This window comes from Paenibacillus sp. PastM-3, from assembly GCF_029893965.1.
Classification (GTDB): Bacteria; Bacillota; Bacilli; order Paenibacillales; family Paenibacillaceae; genus Paenibacillus_AQ.
Genome location: NZ_JARXXP010000022.1, coordinates 87,123 through 105,442 on the forward strand (window position 1 = coordinate 87,123; position 18,320 = coordinate 105,442).

20 protein-coding genes and 1 other annotated feature are annotated in these 18,320 nt (G+C 52.9%); all 20 genes read left to right on the forward strand.

All coding sequences use genetic code 11. The annotated features are described in order from the left end of the window. Positions 1-19 precede the first annotated feature (19 nt). A complete protein-coding gene (locus M2108_RS24070; protein WP_277547383.1) occupies positions 20-1,183 on the forward strand; it encodes a GGDEF domain-containing protein in 1,164 nt (387 codons plus the stop codon). A 57-nt stretch (positions 1,184-1,240) separates the two neighbouring features. Continuing rightward, positions 1,241-2,452: a GGDEF domain-containing protein gene (locus M2108_RS24075; protein WP_277471866.1), complete on the forward strand. Its 1,212-nt coding sequence runs from the start codon at positions 1,241-1,243 to the stop codon at positions 2,450-2,452. 191 nt (positions 2,453-2,643) lie between these two features. Continuing rightward, positions 2,644-3,828, forward strand: a complete 1,185-nt coding sequence (locus M2108_RS24080; RefSeq protein ID WP_277471865.1) for a glycosyltransferase family 4 protein — start codon at positions 2,644-2,646, stop codon at positions 3,826-3,828. A 126-nt stretch (positions 3,829-3,954) separates the two neighbouring features. Continuing rightward, positions 3,955-5,139: a glycosyltransferase gene (locus M2108_RS24085; RefSeq protein ID WP_277471863.1), complete on the forward strand. Its 1,185-nt coding sequence runs from the start codon at positions 3,955-3,957 to the stop codon at positions 5,137-5,139. Between the two features lie 84 nt (positions 5,140-5,223). Continuing rightward, positions 5,224-6,642 (forward strand): SPOR domain-containing protein, encoded by a 1,419-nt coding sequence (locus M2108_RS24090; RefSeq protein ID WP_277471862.1) that lies wholly within the window; start codon positions 5,224-5,226, stop codon positions 6,640-6,642. Between the two features lie 652 nt (positions 6,643-7,294). After that, the gene (locus M2108_RS24095; RefSeq protein WP_068728431.1) at positions 7,295-7,540 is read left to right on the forward strand and encodes a DUF4321 domain-containing protein; all 246 of its coding nucleotides are present in this window, start codon (positions 7,295-7,297) and stop codon (positions 7,538-7,540) included. A gap of 37 nt (positions 7,541-7,577) precedes the next feature. Beyond that, the gene (locus tag M2108_RS24100; protein WP_277471860.1) at positions 7,578-8,186 is read left to right on the forward strand and encodes a Maf family protein; all 609 of its coding nucleotides are present in this window, start codon (positions 7,578-7,580) and stop codon (positions 8,184-8,186) included. Between the two features lie 20 nt (positions 8,187-8,206). Further along, positions 8,207-8,896, forward strand: a complete 690-nt coding sequence (gene radC / locus M2108_RS24105) for a RadC family protein (RefSeq protein WP_221803993.1) — start codon at positions 8,207-8,209, stop codon at positions 8,894-8,896. A 40-nt stretch (positions 8,897-8,936) separates the two neighbouring features. Then, positions 8,937-9,971 carry a rod shape-determining protein gene (locus M2108_RS24110; protein ID WP_277471859.1) on the forward strand — a complete coding sequence of 345 codons (1,035 nt, stop codon included), beginning with the start codon at positions 8,937-8,939 and terminating at the stop codon, positions 9,969-9,971. 57 nt (positions 9,972-10,028) lie between these two features. Continuing rightward, entirely contained in the window at positions 10,029-10,907 is an 879-nt protein-coding gene (gene mreC, locus M2108_RS24115) for a rod shape-determining protein MreC (RefSeq protein ID WP_277471857.1), read from the forward strand. Then, positions 10,907-11,437 (forward strand): rod shape-determining protein MreD, encoded by a 531-nt coding sequence (mreD, locus tag M2108_RS24120; protein ID WP_277471856.1) that lies wholly within the window; start codon positions 10,907-10,909, stop codon positions 11,435-11,437. The genes mreC and mreD overlap by 1 nt, the downstream gene beginning before the upstream one ends. An 80-nt stretch (positions 11,438-11,517) precedes the next feature. Further along, entirely contained in the window at positions 11,518-12,177 is a 660-nt protein-coding gene (locus M2108_RS24125; RefSeq protein ID WP_277471855.1) for a septum site-determining protein MinC, read from the forward strand. A 5-nt stretch (positions 12,178-12,182) separates the two neighbouring features. Beyond that, positions 12,183-12,977, forward strand: a complete 795-nt coding sequence (minD, locus tag M2108_RS24130; RefSeq protein ID WP_221803989.1) for a septum site-determining protein MinD — start codon at positions 12,183-12,185, stop codon at positions 12,975-12,977. Between the two features lie 220 nt (positions 12,978-13,197). Beyond that, positions 13,198-14,049: a M23 family metallopeptidase gene (locus M2108_RS24135; protein ID WP_277471853.1), complete on the forward strand. Its 852-nt coding sequence runs from the start codon at positions 13,198-13,200 to the stop codon at positions 14,047-14,049. Next, a complete protein-coding gene (locus M2108_RS24140) occupies positions 14,042-14,884 on the forward strand; it encodes a M50 family metallopeptidase (RefSeq protein ID WP_277471851.1) in 843 nt (280 codons plus the stop codon). The genes M2108_RS24135 and M2108_RS24140 overlap by 8 nt, the downstream gene beginning before the upstream one ends. Before the next feature lie 62 nt (positions 14,885-14,946). Further along, positions 14,947-16,188, forward strand: a complete 1,242-nt coding sequence (locus tag M2108_RS24145; RefSeq protein WP_277471849.1) for an Rne/Rng family ribonuclease — start codon at positions 14,947-14,949, stop codon at positions 16,186-16,188. A gap of 81 nt (positions 16,189-16,269) precedes the next feature. Beyond that, positions 16,270-16,355, forward strand: a sequence feature (ribosomal protein L21 leader region). A 14-nt stretch (positions 16,356-16,369) separates the two neighbouring features. Continuing rightward, the gene (gene rplU / locus M2108_RS24150; protein ID WP_019908991.1) at positions 16,370-16,681 is read left to right on the forward strand and encodes a 50S ribosomal protein L21; all 312 of its coding nucleotides are present in this window, start codon (positions 16,370-16,372) and stop codon (positions 16,679-16,681) included. Positions 16,682-16,693: 12 nt separating this feature from the next. Beyond that, entirely contained in the window at positions 16,694-17,029 is a 336-nt protein-coding gene (locus M2108_RS24155) for a ribosomal-processing cysteine protease Prp (RefSeq protein ID WP_277471848.1), read from the forward strand. 18 nt (positions 17,030-17,047) lie between these two features. Beyond that, on the forward strand, positions 17,048-17,359 hold the full coding sequence (rpmA, locus tag M2108_RS24160) for a 50S ribosomal protein L27 (RefSeq protein ID WP_039876443.1): 312 nt from the start codon (positions 17,048-17,050) through the stop codon (positions 17,357-17,359). Between the two features lie 215 nt (positions 17,360-17,574). Further along, a complete protein-coding gene (locus M2108_RS24165) occupies positions 17,575-18,315 on the forward strand; it encodes a Spo0B domain-containing protein (protein ID WP_277471845.1) in 741 nt (246 codons plus the stop codon). Positions 18,316-18,320 lie beyond the last annotated feature (5 nt).

The following is an 18,320-nucleotide window of genomic DNA, read 5'->3' on the forward strand; positions in this document are numbered from 1 at the left end:
GACAGTTGGTGGTGTGATTATGGAGTTTCAGCTTGACATCAGAACCTTAGTGTACCTTTTCATCTTAGGGAATTTATTTACTGGGCTGCTGATCACCTTTTACCGGTTCCATTCCCCTAAGGATATGGCTTCAGCCCTGTTCATCGGCGGCAAATGGGTGCAGGTGCTCTTTTGGAGCTCGATCCTCCTGTGGGATTATCTGCCGCATAAGCTGATGATTCCGCTGAGCAACGTCCTGATTCTGATCGGAGGGATACTGGAAATTACAGCACTTATGATGATGATGGATATCTTCGGTCGTTCGGCCAGACTGTATTATGGGCTGCTGACAGCATTAAGTGTTACGAGCTTCTGCGTGATTGCGCTGTTCTTCAATCAGGCCAACCTGCGGGTAGCTTCAGCTTCACTGTCGGTGCTGCTGTATGTCCTCTATCCGGCAGTCCGGCTGTCCGCAGGTAAGCAGAAGCCACCCCTGCACAGATTAACCGGACTTATCTTTTATGGGATTGCCTTTGTCATGCTGGGACGGTTTATTGCTGCGCTGTTTATTGACCCGGAGATGGGCGCATTATCGGCTAATATGGCGCAGTATCTGTATTATATGGGCATGTTTTTTATGCTCGTGTCGGGAACCGCAGCGTTTATCCTTCTCTCCAATGGGCATTCCTACGAAAGATTGAAAAGAATCGCTACCTACGATTCCCTCACGGGTATCCTGAGCCGCAGGGCATTTCTGCTCGAGGCGGAGCTGAAGCTTGCGCTTGCTGTTAAAAAAGGCCGGCCCTATTCCCTGCTGCTCCTGGACCTTGATCATTTCAAGAGGATTAATGATACCTACGGGCATGATAAGGGGGACGGCGTACTGCAGGAATTTGCCCTTACCGTGCAAAATAATCTTGGCAACGGCGCTTTGTTCGGGAGGGTCGGCGGAGAGGAGTTTGCTGCCGTTCTATACGGTCTGGGTGAAGCGGAGAGCAGTCGTAAGACGGAGCAGCTGCGCATGGCGGTAGCGGAAACCTCCAGGATCACAGGCACAGCCGGGTACACGGTCAGCATTGGCGTCATGACAGTCATTCCCGATCCGCACACCTCGGTCAATATGCTGTTCAAGCTGTGTGACCGGGCACTGTACCAGGCCAAGCAGGAGGGAAGAAACCGTGTCGTCCGTTACAGCAGCCAGTAGGGCGGGAAAGAGCGGAAAAATACATGGTAGGATTCAAGAATAATTCAGGCGGGGAAGGTGAACCACATAACGGCAGCGGTCAGTTTGGATTTTGAAACAATCCTGGTATGCCTGTTTATTGTCAACTTCTTTACAGTGCTGTTCATGCTGTCGCACCGTTCGCGTTATACAAAAGGCAGCGGCCTCAGGCCGTACATCATAGCCAAGCTGATTCAGCTGCTGGCATGGATGCTGCTGCTGCTGGATACCGCTGTCGACCTGCGCGGCGTGCAGCTGACAGTTATGCTGATATGCCTGGCCGGGGGAATGATGGAAGCTTTTTCCCTTCTAAAGCTGCTGGGAGTATACAATGCCGGACTCCGGCGGTCATATTACAGGCTGGCTGGCATATCAGGGGCCGGGGTGCTGCTGCTGGCGGGGCTGTACCCTTCAGCAGTGCAGGCTGGCGCCCTGACTGCGGCGGCAGGTGCGGGCATGATGGCCTATCCTGTCTATTTACTCTGCATGAAGCTGGGTGAAACTCCGCTGCAAAAGCTGATCGGGCTGCTGTACGGCCTCGCGATCATTGCGCTGCTCGGCCAGGCGGTCCACCTGCTGTACGCGCAGTCCTTGGCAGGCACGGCGGCGTCCGGCTGGCTGCAGGAAATCTTTTACATTGGCCTGTATCTGCTGATGTTTCTGGGTACGGCCGGATATATGCTGCTCTCGCGGGAGCGTACTTATGCTGAATTGGAGCGCGTGGCCACCTATGATGAGCTTACGGGAATCCTGAACCGCAGGGCTTTTGTAGTGAGGGCCCGTCCCCTGATTGCTGCAGCGGCCAGAGAGGATGTGCCCTTTTCTTTTCTGCTCCTCGATGTGGATCACTTCAAGCAAATCAATGATACATTCGGACATGAGACCGGAGATAAGGTGCTGTGGGATTTTTCGCGCAAAATCGAGGCTCAGCTCAGCAGCAACGACCTGTTCGGAAGATTTGGCGGCGAGGAATTTGCGGTACTGCTGCACAGGGCGGATGAGACCGCCAGTACCGGCATTGCTGAGCGGCTTAGGCGGTGCGTTCTGGGTGCGGTCATTGATGACACCTTGCTCCCGTATACAGTGAGCATTGGAGTAGTGACCATCTGCCCGGAGAAACGGGTACCGCTGGACAGATTATACAAGCTGACCGATTTAGCCCTGTATGAGGCCAAGCAAACAGGCAGAAACCGCGTCGTCAGAACCTATGAACACAGCAGTTTGCTGGACGAAAAAGTACCATCCTCTTAACAGGTTAAATGAGGAGGGTGCTTTTTTTTGTTTTGACTGAAAGGATAGATTTATATAAAAGAAATAATTTAGAAGTTTTTAAAATATTTTACCAGTTCATAGTAGGGAAAAGGTATTTATCCGGGTAATATATGCTAGACATCAGCGCAATACACATACATACACACATATAGATTGCAGGAGATGGGACGATGAAAAAGGAGAAAATACTGTTCATTTCCGCTGAGAATCCTTTTCCGCAGGACAGCGGCGGTAAGCTGAGGACTGGAAATATTCTAAAGCTTCTTTTGGCAAAATACGATGTGGATCTGCTGACCTACAGGAATCAGAGGCCGGACAACCGGCATGGGCATGTCCCGGGTCTTGCTGTACATGAGGTGGAACGTACAATGAGCTACCGTAAAGCCATGCTCCGCTCGCTCTATAAGTGGCGCAACTGCTCATACTTGAGTCATGCGGATAAAGACATGAATGGCCGGATTGCCGTGCTCAGCAAGGAGAACCGCTATGATCAGGTCTTCATTTCACACAGCCTGCTCGGCTCCTGTATTGATATTGTACGCAGCGTGCTGCCGGAGGCAGTCATTATTACAGATGCCCACAATTTCGAGAGCAGTCTGTCCGCACAGCTGGCCAAGAAAAAGCAGGGGGTAGCTCGGCTATACTTCAGGCTTAATGCAATGTGGACGAGGGAGGATGAACGGAAGCTGATGGATAAGACGAGTCTGCTGCTGGCGACCTCTGAGCAGGATGGCTTGTCATTCAAAGCCCTTTCTTTTCACAATTCGCACAAGGTGCATGTCATCCCCAACTTTATCCGGATCAGCGACTATTCTCCCAAGCCGGATTCAGGCAAGGAACAATGGATCATACTCCCAGGTAACATGAACTATTTTCCGAATATCAATGCCGCCTCCTATTTCAGCCGGGAAATCTATCCGCTCATCAAAGCAAAGCTTCCGGATATTAAATGGTATATCGTGGGCCGGGATGTGCATCCGGAGGTGGCTGCGCTGGCTGAAAGGGATCCGTCGATCGTCATTACCGGCTACGTCGACAGCGTGGCTGACTATGTGCGGAGGGCCGGTGTCGTGATTGTACCGCTGCTGGAGGGCAGCGGTACCCGGCTGAAGATTCTGGAGGCCTGGGCGCTGAAAACGCCTGTAGTTTCAAGTACCATAGGGGCAGAAGGCCTGCTCTATGAGCATAGCAAAAATATTTTGATTGCCGATAGCCCGGTTGCCTTTGCCGATAGTGTTCTGCAGCTGCTTGCTAACCGGGAGCAGGGAAGAAAACTCGCGGATAATGCATACCAGACGCTGCTGGCCCATTATGAGGCGGAGAGTGTGAAGCAGAAGCTGCTGAGCCTTGTCTGAAGAATGTCATATTTAGAAATAAAAAAAGTTTTCTCCCATGAATCGACATTCTTTCACGGTGAACTGCGCTACTATTGATCTACAACTAAAGTTTCAGGTTTAACTAGAATCAAGGAGTCGTAAGAGATGAGAGAGAGAATGCTGTATCTGTCCGCCCGGAACCGGGGTCCGGAGGAAGAGATTGAGGAAGAAACGCGTACGGAAGGGATGATCGGCATCCTGCTGGAGAAATTCGATATCGATCTGCTGGAATACTGCAGTTACGGTCGGAAAACTCACTTGAGGCCTGATCCCGCATTGAGAATACATGCAGTTACGCCTGCACCGAGGCCGCATACCATCCTGAGGAATTCACTGAATAAGCTGCGCGGCAGCTCGTACCATACCGATACGCATAAAGATTTGCAGAATGAGATCAGGCACCTGTGCAAAACCAATGACTATAGTCACGTGTACATTACCCGGGGAGTGCCGGGCAGCTGCGTTGAACTTATTTCATCCCTGCTGCCGGAAGCCTGTATTATCACAGACGCGCTGTATCTGGAGAGCCGGCATTCTGAGGGAAAGGCTGCCGGCAAGCGGGGTCTGAGCAAACGTTATCACATGCTTAATGCAGCACTTTCCCGGCGGGATGAGCGCAGGCTGATGAACAAAACCGGACTGCTCCTGACTGCTTCGGAGTGGGAGGCGCTGTCCTTTAAGGCCTTGTCCTTTGCAGATGCAGGGAAGGTCCATGTGGTGCCGCAATTTATAGATCTGGACGAATACCGGTTCAGCGAGCCAGCCGTCAAGGAGGATGCGGTCCTGCTGCACTGGAATATGCAGACCAGCCAGGGCAAGAACACTGCGTTGACCTTCCTTAAGAAGGTGTTTCCGCTGATCAAGCAGGAAGTGCCGGGCTGCAAATGTTATATTGTCGGTCCGGAGATCCATCCGGAAGTGGCAGCACTCGCCAATCTGGATTCCTCAGTACAGATTATAGAAGAAGGCAGTGCCGTCCAGGAATACATACGGCGCTCCAGAGCAGTTGTGGCCTCCCTGCGCGAAGGCTGCGGCGGCCAGCTGCGGATCCTGGAGGCGTGGGCGCTGCGGACGCCGGTAGTTACCGGCCAGAAGAGTGCGGAAGGATTACACTGTGAACAGGGCCGCAACATTCTGCTGGCCGGAACGACCGGGGAAATGGCCGACCAGGTGCTGAGGCTGCTGCAGACGCCGGAGCTGGGACCCATTATCGCCGATCAGGCATACCGGACACTGCAGAAGTATTATGAAGCAGGCAATGTCCGGGCTAAAGTGCTCAGTCTGGTGTAAAGATATTATGTTCTCAAAATAGCATATCCCTCTCTTCTCTATCATATATTCTCTTAAAGAATTGAAGATAGCGAGGTGTGGGATTTGAATAACGGAAAGATGACGTTCCGCTTTGATACAGGCAATGGCAGGGATAAGTCCGGACAAGCAGGAAGTATAAAGGATTCGGATTCCGGGCGGGGATATCTTGGTACAGCCCGGGATTACGGCACCGTTAAGGAATCCGGCACAGTTGAGGGATACGGTAACGTTAAGAGTTACGAGGCGGCTAAGGATTATGACATAGTCAAGGATTACCATATACCGCTGCATCGTGCCGATGTTTCCGAAGAAGTCCAGACATACAATACAGCTGGCGATTCTGGCTTTCGGGAGCAGCACAGACACAATGGGGACCGTATTTCCGAAGCCGAACCGGTAACGGTGCACTATGAAGATCCGGATGACCGTGGCCACCGGTCTGAACGGCCGGCTCCAACCTTCTTCCGCGCGGAGCCGGTGACTGACCTGTGGGAAAGAACACCGCCGCGGCGGACTCCGGAGGTTAATCAAGAGAACGGGTACGGACACAGGGACCGGTCTCCTGAGACTGTATTGGAAGATGATCCGGGGGCGTTCGGGGACATCTCCTACTCCGGGCTCAATTACACTGGCGGAGGCTCTTATCAGACCCGCCGGCCGACCCATTGGTGGAAATTCGCCCTGTCCATCGCGGGCGCACTTGGTACAGGGCTGCTGCTGGGATATGCTGCGCTAAATTTCATCAGCGGCGTGAACGACGGCAGCAGCGGGTCTGCTCCGGATGCTGTGCAGGCTGCCAACGCAGGCGCTAACGGCCAGCAGGCAGGTGGCGGTGCTGCATTGCCGTCCGCGGACAGCATCGCCGGCCGCATACCGGTTTCGGTTGCTGCGCAGAGCTATTACCTGCTGCAGTACGGCGTGTTCAGCACGCCTGCCGGAGCAGAGCAGGCGCAGCAGGAGCTGCTCACCGCAGGACTGGCCGCCGGAGCTGATCCTGACGGCGGCAACCGTGTCTATGCCGGAGTGTCGCCTGACCGGGAGCAGGCCAAGCTGCTGAGCAGCGGCCTCAAGCACCAGGGGATCGAGCTTTACGTCAGGGAGGTTAAGCTGCCTGCCTTGGAACAGGCTGCTTTTTCCGGAGAGGGTGCGGCGGTGGACAGCTATTTCGCAGCCAGCACAGAGCTGCTGAATGAGCTGAGTAGCCTGTCGGCCTCCTTGCTAAGCGGCGCTTCCGGGTTGCCAGATGCTACTGCCGTCAGTAATCTTCATATGCAGTGGACCGAAGCCGTCAAAGCGCTGGAGCCTGGCCTGAGCGCGGAAGGGCAAAGCCTGTGCGCAAGTCTGCAGAAAGCAATGAGCCAGGGTATTGCCGCCGTGAATGAATACAACAAAAACCAGGCGCAGGGCCTGCTCTGGGAGGTGCAGGAATCCATGCTGAGCTTCCTTACAGGTCAGAAGGCCCTGCTCTCCCTGCTTGAATAGTGTGAAACAAGCATCCCCCGGCTGCGGTAGTCCGCAATGCCGGGGGATGCTTGTTATTCAGTTTATGAGGAGGAGTAACAGGGGGGATTCAGCAAGAATTTAAGTGGAAATTCGCCACCTAATTCTTGCTATATCACCGGAAAGGGGGAGATTAGTTGGAAAAATGACACTTAGTTTGACGGAATCCGCTTCGATTTGGCGTTTTGGTCTGATTTAAGTGACAAATTTCCACCTAATACTAAGAAACGCCGGGAATTGGGAAGATTAAGTGACAAAAATCCAACTAAATTTGCAGAACCCCTCGCCGGTGGAAATCTTTTTGGCAACTACGAACCGCCAAGCCCGAAGCTCCCAAGCTCCCAAGCCCCCAAGCCCCCAAGCCCCCAAGCTCCCAAGCTCCCAAGCTCCCAAGCTCCCAAGCCCCCAAGCCCCCAAGCTCCCAAGCTCCCAAGCTCCCAAGCCCCCAAGCCCCCAAGCCCCCAACGGATACCTATCCCCTATGACGTCCCATGGGACATGTATCCCGCCCTACCCGTAAGCGCCTGATGCGTGTCCGGTGGTAATCATTTCCGCTGAGGATTTTGAGTTTGTATTGAGCCAAGTTTCACCGTATAATAATTAGGGTGTCAAAAAATGGCGAGGGAAGACGTGGATGAAGAAGAAAAATGTAGGAACATTGCTGTTATTTCTTATTCTGGGCTGGCTCGCCGGTGCGTGGATCGCAAAGCTGCTGGAGCCTGTAAAAGCCCTGTCTTTGCTTACAGCTTCGACTGTCTTGTCATGGTCGCCGCAAGCCGATTTGGACATCATAACCTACGACATCACCATTCATTTGAAATTGTGCCTGCTCAGTCTTGCCGGTATGATTACAGCCGTGTGGCTGTACCGCAGGCTGTAGCTTTCAAGCTGCTGACTTTAGAAGGGACGTTTATACAGTGGAGCATGACAACTCACGAATCATTATCCTTGCTTCAGGCTCACCCCGCCGCCGGGAGCTGTTATCCAATCTTGGCCTGCCTTTCGAGGTGCTGGTCAGCGATGCGGATGAGAGTACGCCCGCAGATTATACACCGGAGATGGTCGTGCATACCCTGGCTTTGCGCAAGGCGGAAGCCGTTTTGCCTGCTGCCCGGGATCGGAATGCAGTGATTGTCGGCAGCGACACTATTGTCGTACTGGACGGTAAAGTACTGGGCAAGCCTAAGGATGCGCAGGACAGCCATGCTATGCTGAGCATGCTTCAGGGCCGTACACATAAAGTGTATACCGGAGTAGCCTGCATCGGGCTGCCGGACGGCAGGTCTGAAGTAGCGCACCGGGTAACCTCAGTAACCATGAGAGCACTTGGCGAAGAGGAAATCTCCGCCTATATAGCGACTGGAGAGCCTGCTGACAAAGCCGGCTCCTATGCGATACAAGGGTTTGGTGCCACGCTGGTCGAAGAGATTCAGGGCTGTTATTTTAACGTGGTCGGACTACCGCTGTCGCTGCTTGGCGGCATGCTGCCCCGGTTTGGCATATCTGTGCTGGGCCGGCAAGGATAGTACAGGAGAGAGGGATAGGGATGGAGTCGCACACCTTTATGCTGCGGGACCTCCCCCATGAAGAACGACCACGAGAGCGCATGATGCATTATGGGGCGGAATCACTCAGCCAGGCGGAGCTGCTGGCGATACTACTGCGCACGGGAACGCGCCGGGAATCAGCCATTCACATTGCCCAGCAGCTGCTGGGCCATTCAGGCGGACTCCGCGGGCTCGCGGACCTGAGCATTGAAGAACTTACGAATATCAAAGGCATCGGCCCTGCCAAGGCGGTGCAACTGAAAGCTGGCATAGAGCTGGGCAGGCGGATGGCGAACTCCAGGCTTACCGAGCCGGTCATCATCCGCAGCCCGCAGGACGCAGCTGAGATTCTGACAGAGCAGCTGCGTTATTTACAGAAGGAGCATTTTGTCTGTCTGTTTCTGAATACGAAGAATCATGTAATTGCACAGGAAACCTTGTCGATGGGCAGCCTTAACGCATCAATCGTGCATCCGCGGGAGGTGTTCCGGGCTGCCATGAAATGCAGCAGTGCAGCGATTATCTGTGCGCATAATCATCCTAGCGGCGATCCTGCGCCGAGTCCCGAGGATATTTCCCTGACCTCCAGACTGGTTCAGGCGGGCGAAATTGTCGGGATTGACGTATTGGATCACCTGATTATCGGCGACAGCCGGTTTGTAAGTTTGAAAGAAAAAGGGTACATGTAATATAATTGTGCAGATTCACTAGGAAAAGGAGAATACAAGCATGTTAGGTGGTTTTACGAAAGATTTAGGAATTGACCTGGGGACAGCGAATACGCTCGTCTATGTACGCGGTAAGGGGATTGTAGTGAGAGAGCCTTCCGTGGTGGCCATTAATACTGATACTAAGACAATTGAAGCGGTAGGCGAATCTGCCAAAAAAATGATCGGCCGCACGCCGGGCAACATCCGTGCCATCCGTCCGATGAAAGACGGCGTTATCGCTGATTTTGATACGACGGCGACGATGATCAAATACTTCATCCGTCAGGCGCAGAAGCAGCGCTCCATGTTCCAGCGTCACCCGAACGTGATGGTGTGTGTACCTTCCGGCATCACTGCAGTTGAGCAGCGTGCCGTTGAGGATGCGACCAAGCAGGCAGGCGCGCGCGAAGCTTACATTATCGAAGAACCGTTTGCTGCGGCAATCGGTGCCGATCTTCCGGTATGGGAGCCAACAGGCAGCATGGTGGTGGATATCGGCGGCGGAACGACTGAAGTTGCTGTTATTTCGCTTGGCGGTATCGTTACCAGCCGTTCTGTACGTGTAGCCGGCGATGAAGCGGATGAGTCCATTATCCAGTACATCAAACGCCAGTATAACCTGATGATCGGTGAACGTACTTCCGAGCAGCTCAAGATGGATGTGGGTTCAGCTCTGCCGCTGGAGAAGGCTGAAACGATGGAAATCCGCGGCCGTGACCTGGTAACCGGGCTGCCGAAGACGCTGACCATTACTTCAGATGAGATTTGTGAAGCGTTGTCGGACACGGTAAATGCGATTGTCGAAGCTGTAAAAGTAACGCTCGAGAAATGTCCGCCGGAGCTGGCAGCCGACATTATGGACCGGGGCATTGTACTGACCGGCGGCGGCGCACTGCTGCGCAACCTGGACAAGCTGCTTGCCCGTGAAACGGGGATGCCGGTTATTGTAGCCGAGAATCCGCTGGACTGCGTCGTTATCGGTACAGGCAAGGCGCTGGATAACATTCATCTGTTCAAGAGCCGCAACAATACAGGACTTCGTCAGAAACGTTAGGCTACTGCTATTTGTGCACATCAACCCCTGATATGGGTGGAATACGGTTGTTAGAGGGTGTTGAAACTGTTTAAACTGTTTAACAATAAACGTCTGTTCATCCTGCTGATTACACTGGTGATGTTCATCGTGGTCATGGGCTTCAGCCTGGGGACAAGGAAGTCCTTGTCCTGGCCGGAGAATTTCCTCAGGGATACGACCGGATTCGTGCAAAATTTGTTCTACAAGCCCGCTGGATATGTAGCGGGCTTCTTCCAAGATATCGCGAATCTGCATGATCTGGCCGAAGAGAACGAACGGCTCAAAATTTTGGCTGCCCAGTACGCGCGGGATAAGGCAATCTATAATTTTACTAAAGCGGATAATGACAGGTATAAGGGACTGCTGGAATTCAAAGAAGCTCAAAAAGTGCTGTATGATTATGAGCTGCACATCGCCCAGGTAATCAGCCTGACGACAGAGCCAAACAACAGCTCTGTTGTTATTGATCTTGGCTTAAAGGATGGGATTAAACCCAACATGTCCGTCATTTCTCCGGAAGGCATGGTTGGTGTGATTAGTCAGGTAAGCAATTTCACCTCGACAGTGAAGCTGATGACAATGATGGATATCAACGATCCCAACTCCCAGCCGCCGATTGCCGGAACTGCACTGAACAAAGAGCAGGACAGCTTCGGCATGATCGAAAGCTATGATCCGCAGACGGGAATGCTGGAGATGAATAAAATTCCGGTCGGTGATCCGATTGCCGTAGGTGATACCATTATTTCCAAGGGAAGCGGCGGCGTGTACCCGCGCGGTCTGACCATTGGAACCGTCAAGAGTGTTCAAGAGGGGGCCTACGGATATACATCGACTGCCCTGATCGAACCAAGCGCCAATTTCCAAGACTGGAAGGATCTGTTCGTGGTGTTCACGGAGGAGCGTGTTGAATAGTGAGGATGCGCAGATCAGTTCTTATCCTGTTGTTATTTCTTCTGTTTATTGTTCAGGGAACCATTGTGCCCTGGCTGCTTCCGGATGTCTGGGAAATGAGAGTCATCCCTAATCTTGTCTTTATCGTAATTTTGTTTGTTACTGTTTATCATCACCGGCATACAGCACTTATTCTGGGCTTATCCTTTGGCATGCTGCATGATGTGGTTTTCTACGGAAGAATTCTTGGGGCCCATTCCTTTGCAATGGGCTTATCCGCCTATCTGATCGGTCTGGTGTTTCAGCTTCCCCGGGCTCCTCTGCCTCTGATGATGACGGTTGTCCTGCTCGGCAGCCTGCTGGAGGACAGCATCCTGTTTGGTATCTACAGTGTATTCAACCTGAACAGGGAACCTTACAATTGGTCACTTCTGAATCATATGCTGCCGACCATGCTGTTCCATTTCGCTGTCGGGCTGCTTCTGTACATTCCGGTAAGGCGCCAGCTGGAGCTGCTGAAGAAAGAGACGCAGAAGGAAGAATCTGCATAGCAGGGCTCTGCATTTTCTTTGAGACAAAGCAGGAATTTACCTGATCCGGAACGAATGAATGAGGATGGGGGGACAGGCATATGACAGTAAAATCCAAGCACGTGAGGATTAAGGGCATCAAGGACGGCCTGGTATTCCTGCTAGACGACAAGTGTCCCTTTGAAGATCTCTTAAGCGAACTGCGTTACAAGCTGGAGCACAGCCATCAGAATATTCTAACCGGACCGATTGTGCATGTGGACGTTAAACTGGGCAGCCGTCCCGTTACTGAGGAAGACAAGGAAGCTGTGCTGGAGATTCTGAAAGGACAGGGCAACCTGCTGATCCGGTCCATAGATGCGGTTGTTGAATCCGCCCAAACCGATCAGGACGTCCTGTTCATTATGAGCGGAATCATCCGTTCCGGCCAGGTGGTTCATCATGTTGGTAACCTGCTATATCTTGGTGATGTTAATCCGGGAGGGACGGTTACCTGCACAGGTGATATCTATGTTCTCGGAGCGCTCAGGGGCGTCGCTCATGCCGGTGTGGACGGTAATCAGGAGGCGATAATCGCCGCTTCTTTATTAACCCCGACCCAACTGCGGATTGCCGATTGTATAAGCCGGCCTCCGGATGAATGGGGAGCCAGGGAGAGCAGTATGGAATTTGCCTATTTGTCCAGTGGTGCTATGCAAATCGATAAAATTCATAATATAGTCAAAGTACGTCAGGGTTTAAATGTGTTTAAAGGGGTGTAGCCTCCATGGGAGAAGCGATTGTCGTAACCTCGGGCAAAGGCGGTGTTGGCAAAACAACCACAACGGCCAATATTGGAACCGCGCTTGCACTGCAGGGCAAAAAAGTATGTCTGGTTGATACGGATATCGGACTGCGGAATCTGGATGTGGTTATGGGGCTGGAAAACCGGATCATCTATGATCTTGTTGATGTGGCGGAAGGGCGTTGCCGCCTGAATCAGGCGCTGGTCAAGGACAAACGTTTTGATGAGCTGTACATGCTTCCGGCTGCCCAGACAAAGGATAAGACGTCCGTTACTCCGGAGCAGGTCAAGGACATCATTCTGGAGCTTAAAAAGGAGTACGAATACGTATTGATCGATTGTCCGGCCGGGATTGAGCACGGGTTCCGCAATGCTATAGCCGGTGCCGACAAAGCTATTGTGGTCACAACTCCGGAACATGCGGCTGTGAGAGATGCAGACCGGATCATCGGGCTGCTGGAGCAATCGAGTGTGGAGTCACCGAAGCTAGTAGTTAACCGCATCCGCCCCGGGCTGGTCAAAACCGGGGACATGCTTGATATTGAAGATATTTTACAGGTGCTTAATATTGACCTGATCGGAATCGTTCCGGACGATGAGCTGGTCATTAAGGCAGCCAATAACGGTGAGCCAACAGTCATGAATCCAGACTCGTCTGCCGCCATTGCCTACCGCAATATTGCCCGCCGCATTCTCGGCGATGCCGTGCCGCTGATGCAGCTGGACCGGAAGATGGGCGCTTTCAAGAAGTTCAAGAAATTTTTCGGCATGGGCTAATCCTTATTCAGCAATCATACAAAGACATACAATCCCGCCGCAGGGCATCTGCGGCGGGATTTTTGCGGTGCGGGGAGAAGTAGCGGCCCTTGTACCCGTAGCGGTATCCTAACTGTCTTCCCTTTTCCGGTATTGTGTATGCTGCCGTGGAGGGCTTGTTCTAAACAGGCTCCGGGCTCTCATAAACTAGCAATAAAACAAGCCCGCCGGAGGGATCAATATGGAACAGGGATCAGGGATCAAAGGACGGCGCAAGGAGCGCATCCGCAGTCTGCTGGATGACCAGCGGGAAGGCGCACCGCTTCCGCTGTATACGCTGGAGGAGGATGCACCCAGCTTCAAGGAATGGGGCAAGCACCAAGGCGGGAGGGAGCCCGGCTATGAGCCGGACCCCGAGGTCCTGTGGAAGCAGAACCGCGGAGGGTGGATGGACGAAGGGGGCGACGGCGGCAGGCCGCGCTTCACCGCCGGGCTTATCCGCAGAACTGTAGCGAGTGTACTTGTGTTCGGGGCAGTATGGGGCATTTTCCTCGCCAGGGAGCCTTGGGCCGTCAAAGCGCAGGCATTTATTACAGATGCGCTGAGCAACGATATGGATTTTGCAGCTGTCCAGGTATGGTACGAAACGCATTTTAACGGTGCGCCATCGTTTATTCCGATCTTTGGAGAGGATGAGGTTCCGGCTGAAAAGGTAAGTACCGCGCATACCCTGAGTGCCCCGCTAACGGGCAGTATCCTGCGTTCTTTTGCCGACACCCTGTACGGTGTGGAAATTATGCCTGAGTCCGATTCAAGCGGCAATGTCACGGTGAAAAGTGTAGATACGGGACGGGTTCTATCCGTGTCCAAAGAGGCGCAGGGGGGCATCCGGATCGTTATCCGCCACACAGGCGGCCTGACGGCGGAATACGGGCATTTAAGCGGAACCAGACTGTCGGCGGATGACTGGGTGGAGAGCGGGGATACCGTCGGCTGGATGCAGGAGACGGAGAGCGGGGCGCCTCTGCTTTTTTTCGCGGTTATGAAAGACAAGACTTATATTGATCCCGCTGAAGTGGTATCGTTTGATTAGGATATTTGGAATCCAGCTGTCGCTGCATCCGCTGTTTGTGCTGGTTATGCTTCTTTCAGTTATCACCGGACAGTTCCTGGAACTGCTGACGTTATTTGTGATCGTATTTATTCACGAGATGGGACATGTGTGTGCCGCTCTGCTGAACGGGGTTACGGTGAAGTCAGTCCAGCTGCTGCCCTTCGGCGGGGTGGCTGTCATTGAGGATCATGGACGGCTGAATGCCGGCCGCGAGATTGCCATAGCGCTTGCCGGACCGCTGCAGAACGGGATCATGATTCTGATCGCGCTCCTGCTTCAGCAGCTGGGGGGCGGCAGCAGCGCCTTTCTTGCCTACTTTATCCAGGCCAACGCTATAATTGCGCTGTTCAACCTTCTGCCGGTTCTGCCGCTGGACGGGGGCAAAATCGTACAAGCAGCGCTCAGTACGCTCCTGCCCTATTACTATACCCTGCTCTGGAGCGGAAGAGTGAGCATTGCAGCAAGCGGGCTTGTCATCGGTTATGCGCTGCAGCCCCTGACTGCAGGGGGCGGACTGCGGCTTAATCTGCTCATGATCGGAGCGTTTCTGCTCTATTCCAATATTACGGACCAGCGTAATCTGCCTTACCGCTTTCTGGCTTTTCTGATGAACAGGGAGGCTGCCTATGAGCGGTATTTAAGCCTCGGCAGTGCGGCTCGTCCGATTGTTGCTTTTTCCGCGAAACCTTTAGATGATATATTGCGTCTATTTAAACGTAACCAGTATCATTTTATCTATGTGATGAATGAGGATAACAATGTGGTAGCCGTTGTACCGGAGCAGCGCCTGATCTCCTCCTATTTCGGGAGGTAGAGCATGGCTTAGCGCTGCACAGCGGATGGCGACGAATGAAGATCTAGACCAGAGGTGAAGCCATGAAACAAATGATCGTTCACTGCACGCAGCATATTACCCGGATGGCTCTTCTGGAAAACGGACGGCTCGTGGAGTATGCGGCTGAACGCGATCAGCAGCAAGGGCTGGTCGGCAGTTATTACAAGGGCCGGGTTATGAATGTTCTGCCAGGCATGCAGGCTGCTTTTGTCGATATCGGACAGAAGAAAAATGCCTTTTTATATGTAGATGATGTCCTCCATCCCCACCTAGAGAAGCAGCCGCAGGTGAAGCCCTCTATTGATACCCTGCTGCAGCCCGGCCAGGAGATCATCGTCCAGGTCCGCAAAGAGCCGCGGGGGGGCAAGGGGGCGCGGGTAACTACCCATTATACACTGCCGGGACGCTGGATGGTGTACATGCCCTTTGCCGAATATGTCGGAGTATCCAAAAAAATCAGCCGCGAATCAGAGCGCAACCGGCTGAAATCGATCGGTGAACGGCTGCGGCGGCGGGAAGAGGGCCTGATCATGCGTACCGTATCGGAGGATGAGCAGGCGGATGCGGTCGAAGGGGATCTGTCCTTTCTGCGCGCGCAGTGGGAGATGATTGTCCGCCGGGCTGAGGAAGCGGCTGCACCTGCCCTTTTGCACTCGGATCTCAGCATTGTGCAGAGGTTCATCCGCGATGCCTTTAACCCGCAGCGGGATGAGCTAATGATTGACTCGCCCAAGGCCGTGCGGGAAGCGGAGGCTTTTCTCGCAGATATGGCCCCTGATGGGTATAAGCCGGTCGGCCTATACCGCGGGCAGGAGTCGATCTTCACTGCCTACGGCGTTCAGGAGCAGCTGCTGAAGAGCTTCAGCCGCAAAATCATCCTTGAAGGCGGAGGCACGCTGATCTGGGATGAAACCGAAGCGCTGACTGTTATTGATGTTAATACGGCACAGTACACAGGCGGGTCAACACTGGAAGAGACGGTGACGCAGACAAATCTGCTTGCGGCAGAGGAGATCGGCAGGCTAATCCGGCTGCGTGATACCGGTGGCATCATCATCGTTGACTTTATAGATATGGAACTGGATGAGCACCGCCGTCAGGTGCTGGAACGGCTGGAGCGGGTGATCTGCAATGACCGCACGAAGACACATATTCTGGGCTGGACGCATCTTGGCCTGCTGGAAATGACCCGCAAAAAGGCGAGGCACGATGCAGCAAGCTTTGCGCCTGTCATCTGCCAGTGCTGCGGCGGGACAGGCAAGGTTGGCGCCTGGCTGGAATAAAGGAAATTCAGCTTGTGTTGTTGACTCTATTAATTATGTATGATAATATCTTCAAGTATGTGTTTGGTTATCTTATTCCTGCACATGCTGTAACCGCTCCGATCGGGTACATAAGCGCGGTTCCTCCGGGAATCTGCCACCTAGACTAGGCGAGTCTGAGACATGAGGAGGTGCAAGTACAATGTATGCAATTATCGAAACTGGCGGTAAACAATACAGAGTCCAAGAGGGCGATGTTCTGTTCATCGAGAAGCTGGAAGCTGAAGACGGCGCAAGCGTAACGTTTGACCGTGTATTGGCTGTTTCCAACGAAGGCGGTCTGACTGCAGGAACTCCGCTCGTAAGCGGCGCGTCTGTAACAGCTAAGGTCGAGAAACACGGTAAGGGTCAGAAGGTTGTAGTTTACAAATACAAACCGAAGAAGAACTACCACAAGAAACAAGGCCATCGTCAACCGTACACTAAAGTAACTATCGAGAAGATTCAGGCGTAAGAAGGTGCGTTAATGATTAACGTGCGGATTACACGGGCTTCAGACATGGGTACTGTTATCGGTTTTGAGGTGGAAGGGCATGCAGGTTATGCCAAACGCGGTGAAGATATTGTGTGCGCCGGAGTATCTGCTGTTACAGTAGGTACGGTGAACTCAATTGAGAGCCTGACCGGAATTTCCATGGATACGTCCATGAAGAACGGCTTTTTAAGCGGAACCCTGGGTTCTGTTGAAGATGCTGAAACCTCCGCGAAAGTTCAACTGCTGCTGGAATCCATGGTCTTAATGCTCAGTGATATCGCAGAATCATACGGGAAGTATATTAAGATACAGCAAGTTATCATTTAAAGAAGGAGGTTGACCAACATGTTGAAATTGGATCTTCAGTTATTCGCATCCAAAAAAGGGGTAGGTTCCACAAAGAACGGACGTGACTCCCACTCCAAGCGTCTTGGCGTGAAACGTGCTGACGGTCAGGCAGTTACCGGTGGTAACATTCTGGTTCGTCAACGCGGAACCAAGATTCATCCGGGCACTAACGTAGGCATCGGTAAAGATGATACGCTGTTCGCTCTGGTTGATGGCGTAGTGAAGTTCGAACGTTGGGGACGCGATCGCAAAAAAGTGAGCGTGTACCCGGTTGATGTCGCTCCGGTAGCAGCGGCAGTGGAAGCGTAAGCTTTTCGAACCATATTTGCATGAGAAGCCTCCGGCATGAGTGCCGGGGGTTTTTTTGATAAGTGAGACGGCGGATCAGAGGGTTCCCTGAAACTGTCTGAATGCTGGTGATTGCACCGGATGCGTGTGTTATACTGGAAAATGGTAAAAGCGCCTTAGGGCTGGCTAGACTAAATTTGGCATGAATTTTGCGAACTGAGGGACGGGGAGAAAGAATGAAATCCTGGAAAGGTATTGTCTGGGCAGTCATGTTATCCGTAACGCTTCCTTTGGGCCTTCTGTATTGGCACACCACCCTTTTCACATGCCTGCTGCTCGCGGTATGGGTAGCTGCAGTGCTTGCTTTCAGCTTTTTTTACAACCGGCGTCATTTTGAAGAGGAACTGCGTATACAGGAGAAGACTCTGCAGCAGGCGGCGAACCGGACACTGAATCATCATCGTCATGACTGGATGAATGATCTGCAAGTGCTGTATGGATATATTCAGCTGAACAAGCCTGATAAATCCGTACAATGTGTGGAAAGAATAAAGGAACGAATCGCACTCGACAGCCGGATCGCCAAGCTTGGCATTCCGTCACTGGTATTCTATCTGCAGTCGTTCCGCACCTTCAGCAGCAATCTGGTGCTGGAGGTACAGGTGGAGGAAGGCTTACAGCTGGAGGACAAGCTGACTCCCGGCCAGGGTGACGAGCTGACATCTGTGGTGATGCAGACGGTAAGGGCTTACCAGTACAGCGGGCTTACGTCCCAGGGCGATACGCGGATACTCCGCCTCAGCTTTATACAAGACAAGGGAGATATTCTTATCTCATTCGAAAGCAAGGGGGAGCATGGTAACCCTGAGCTGCTGCAGGAGCAAATTTATAATATAGTGCAAGGCAAAATCATGAAGGCGGAGCAGTGGAAGCCAAGCGAGGCTTACGTAGAGCTGCGGGTGCCGCTGGAGATGTAAGGAAG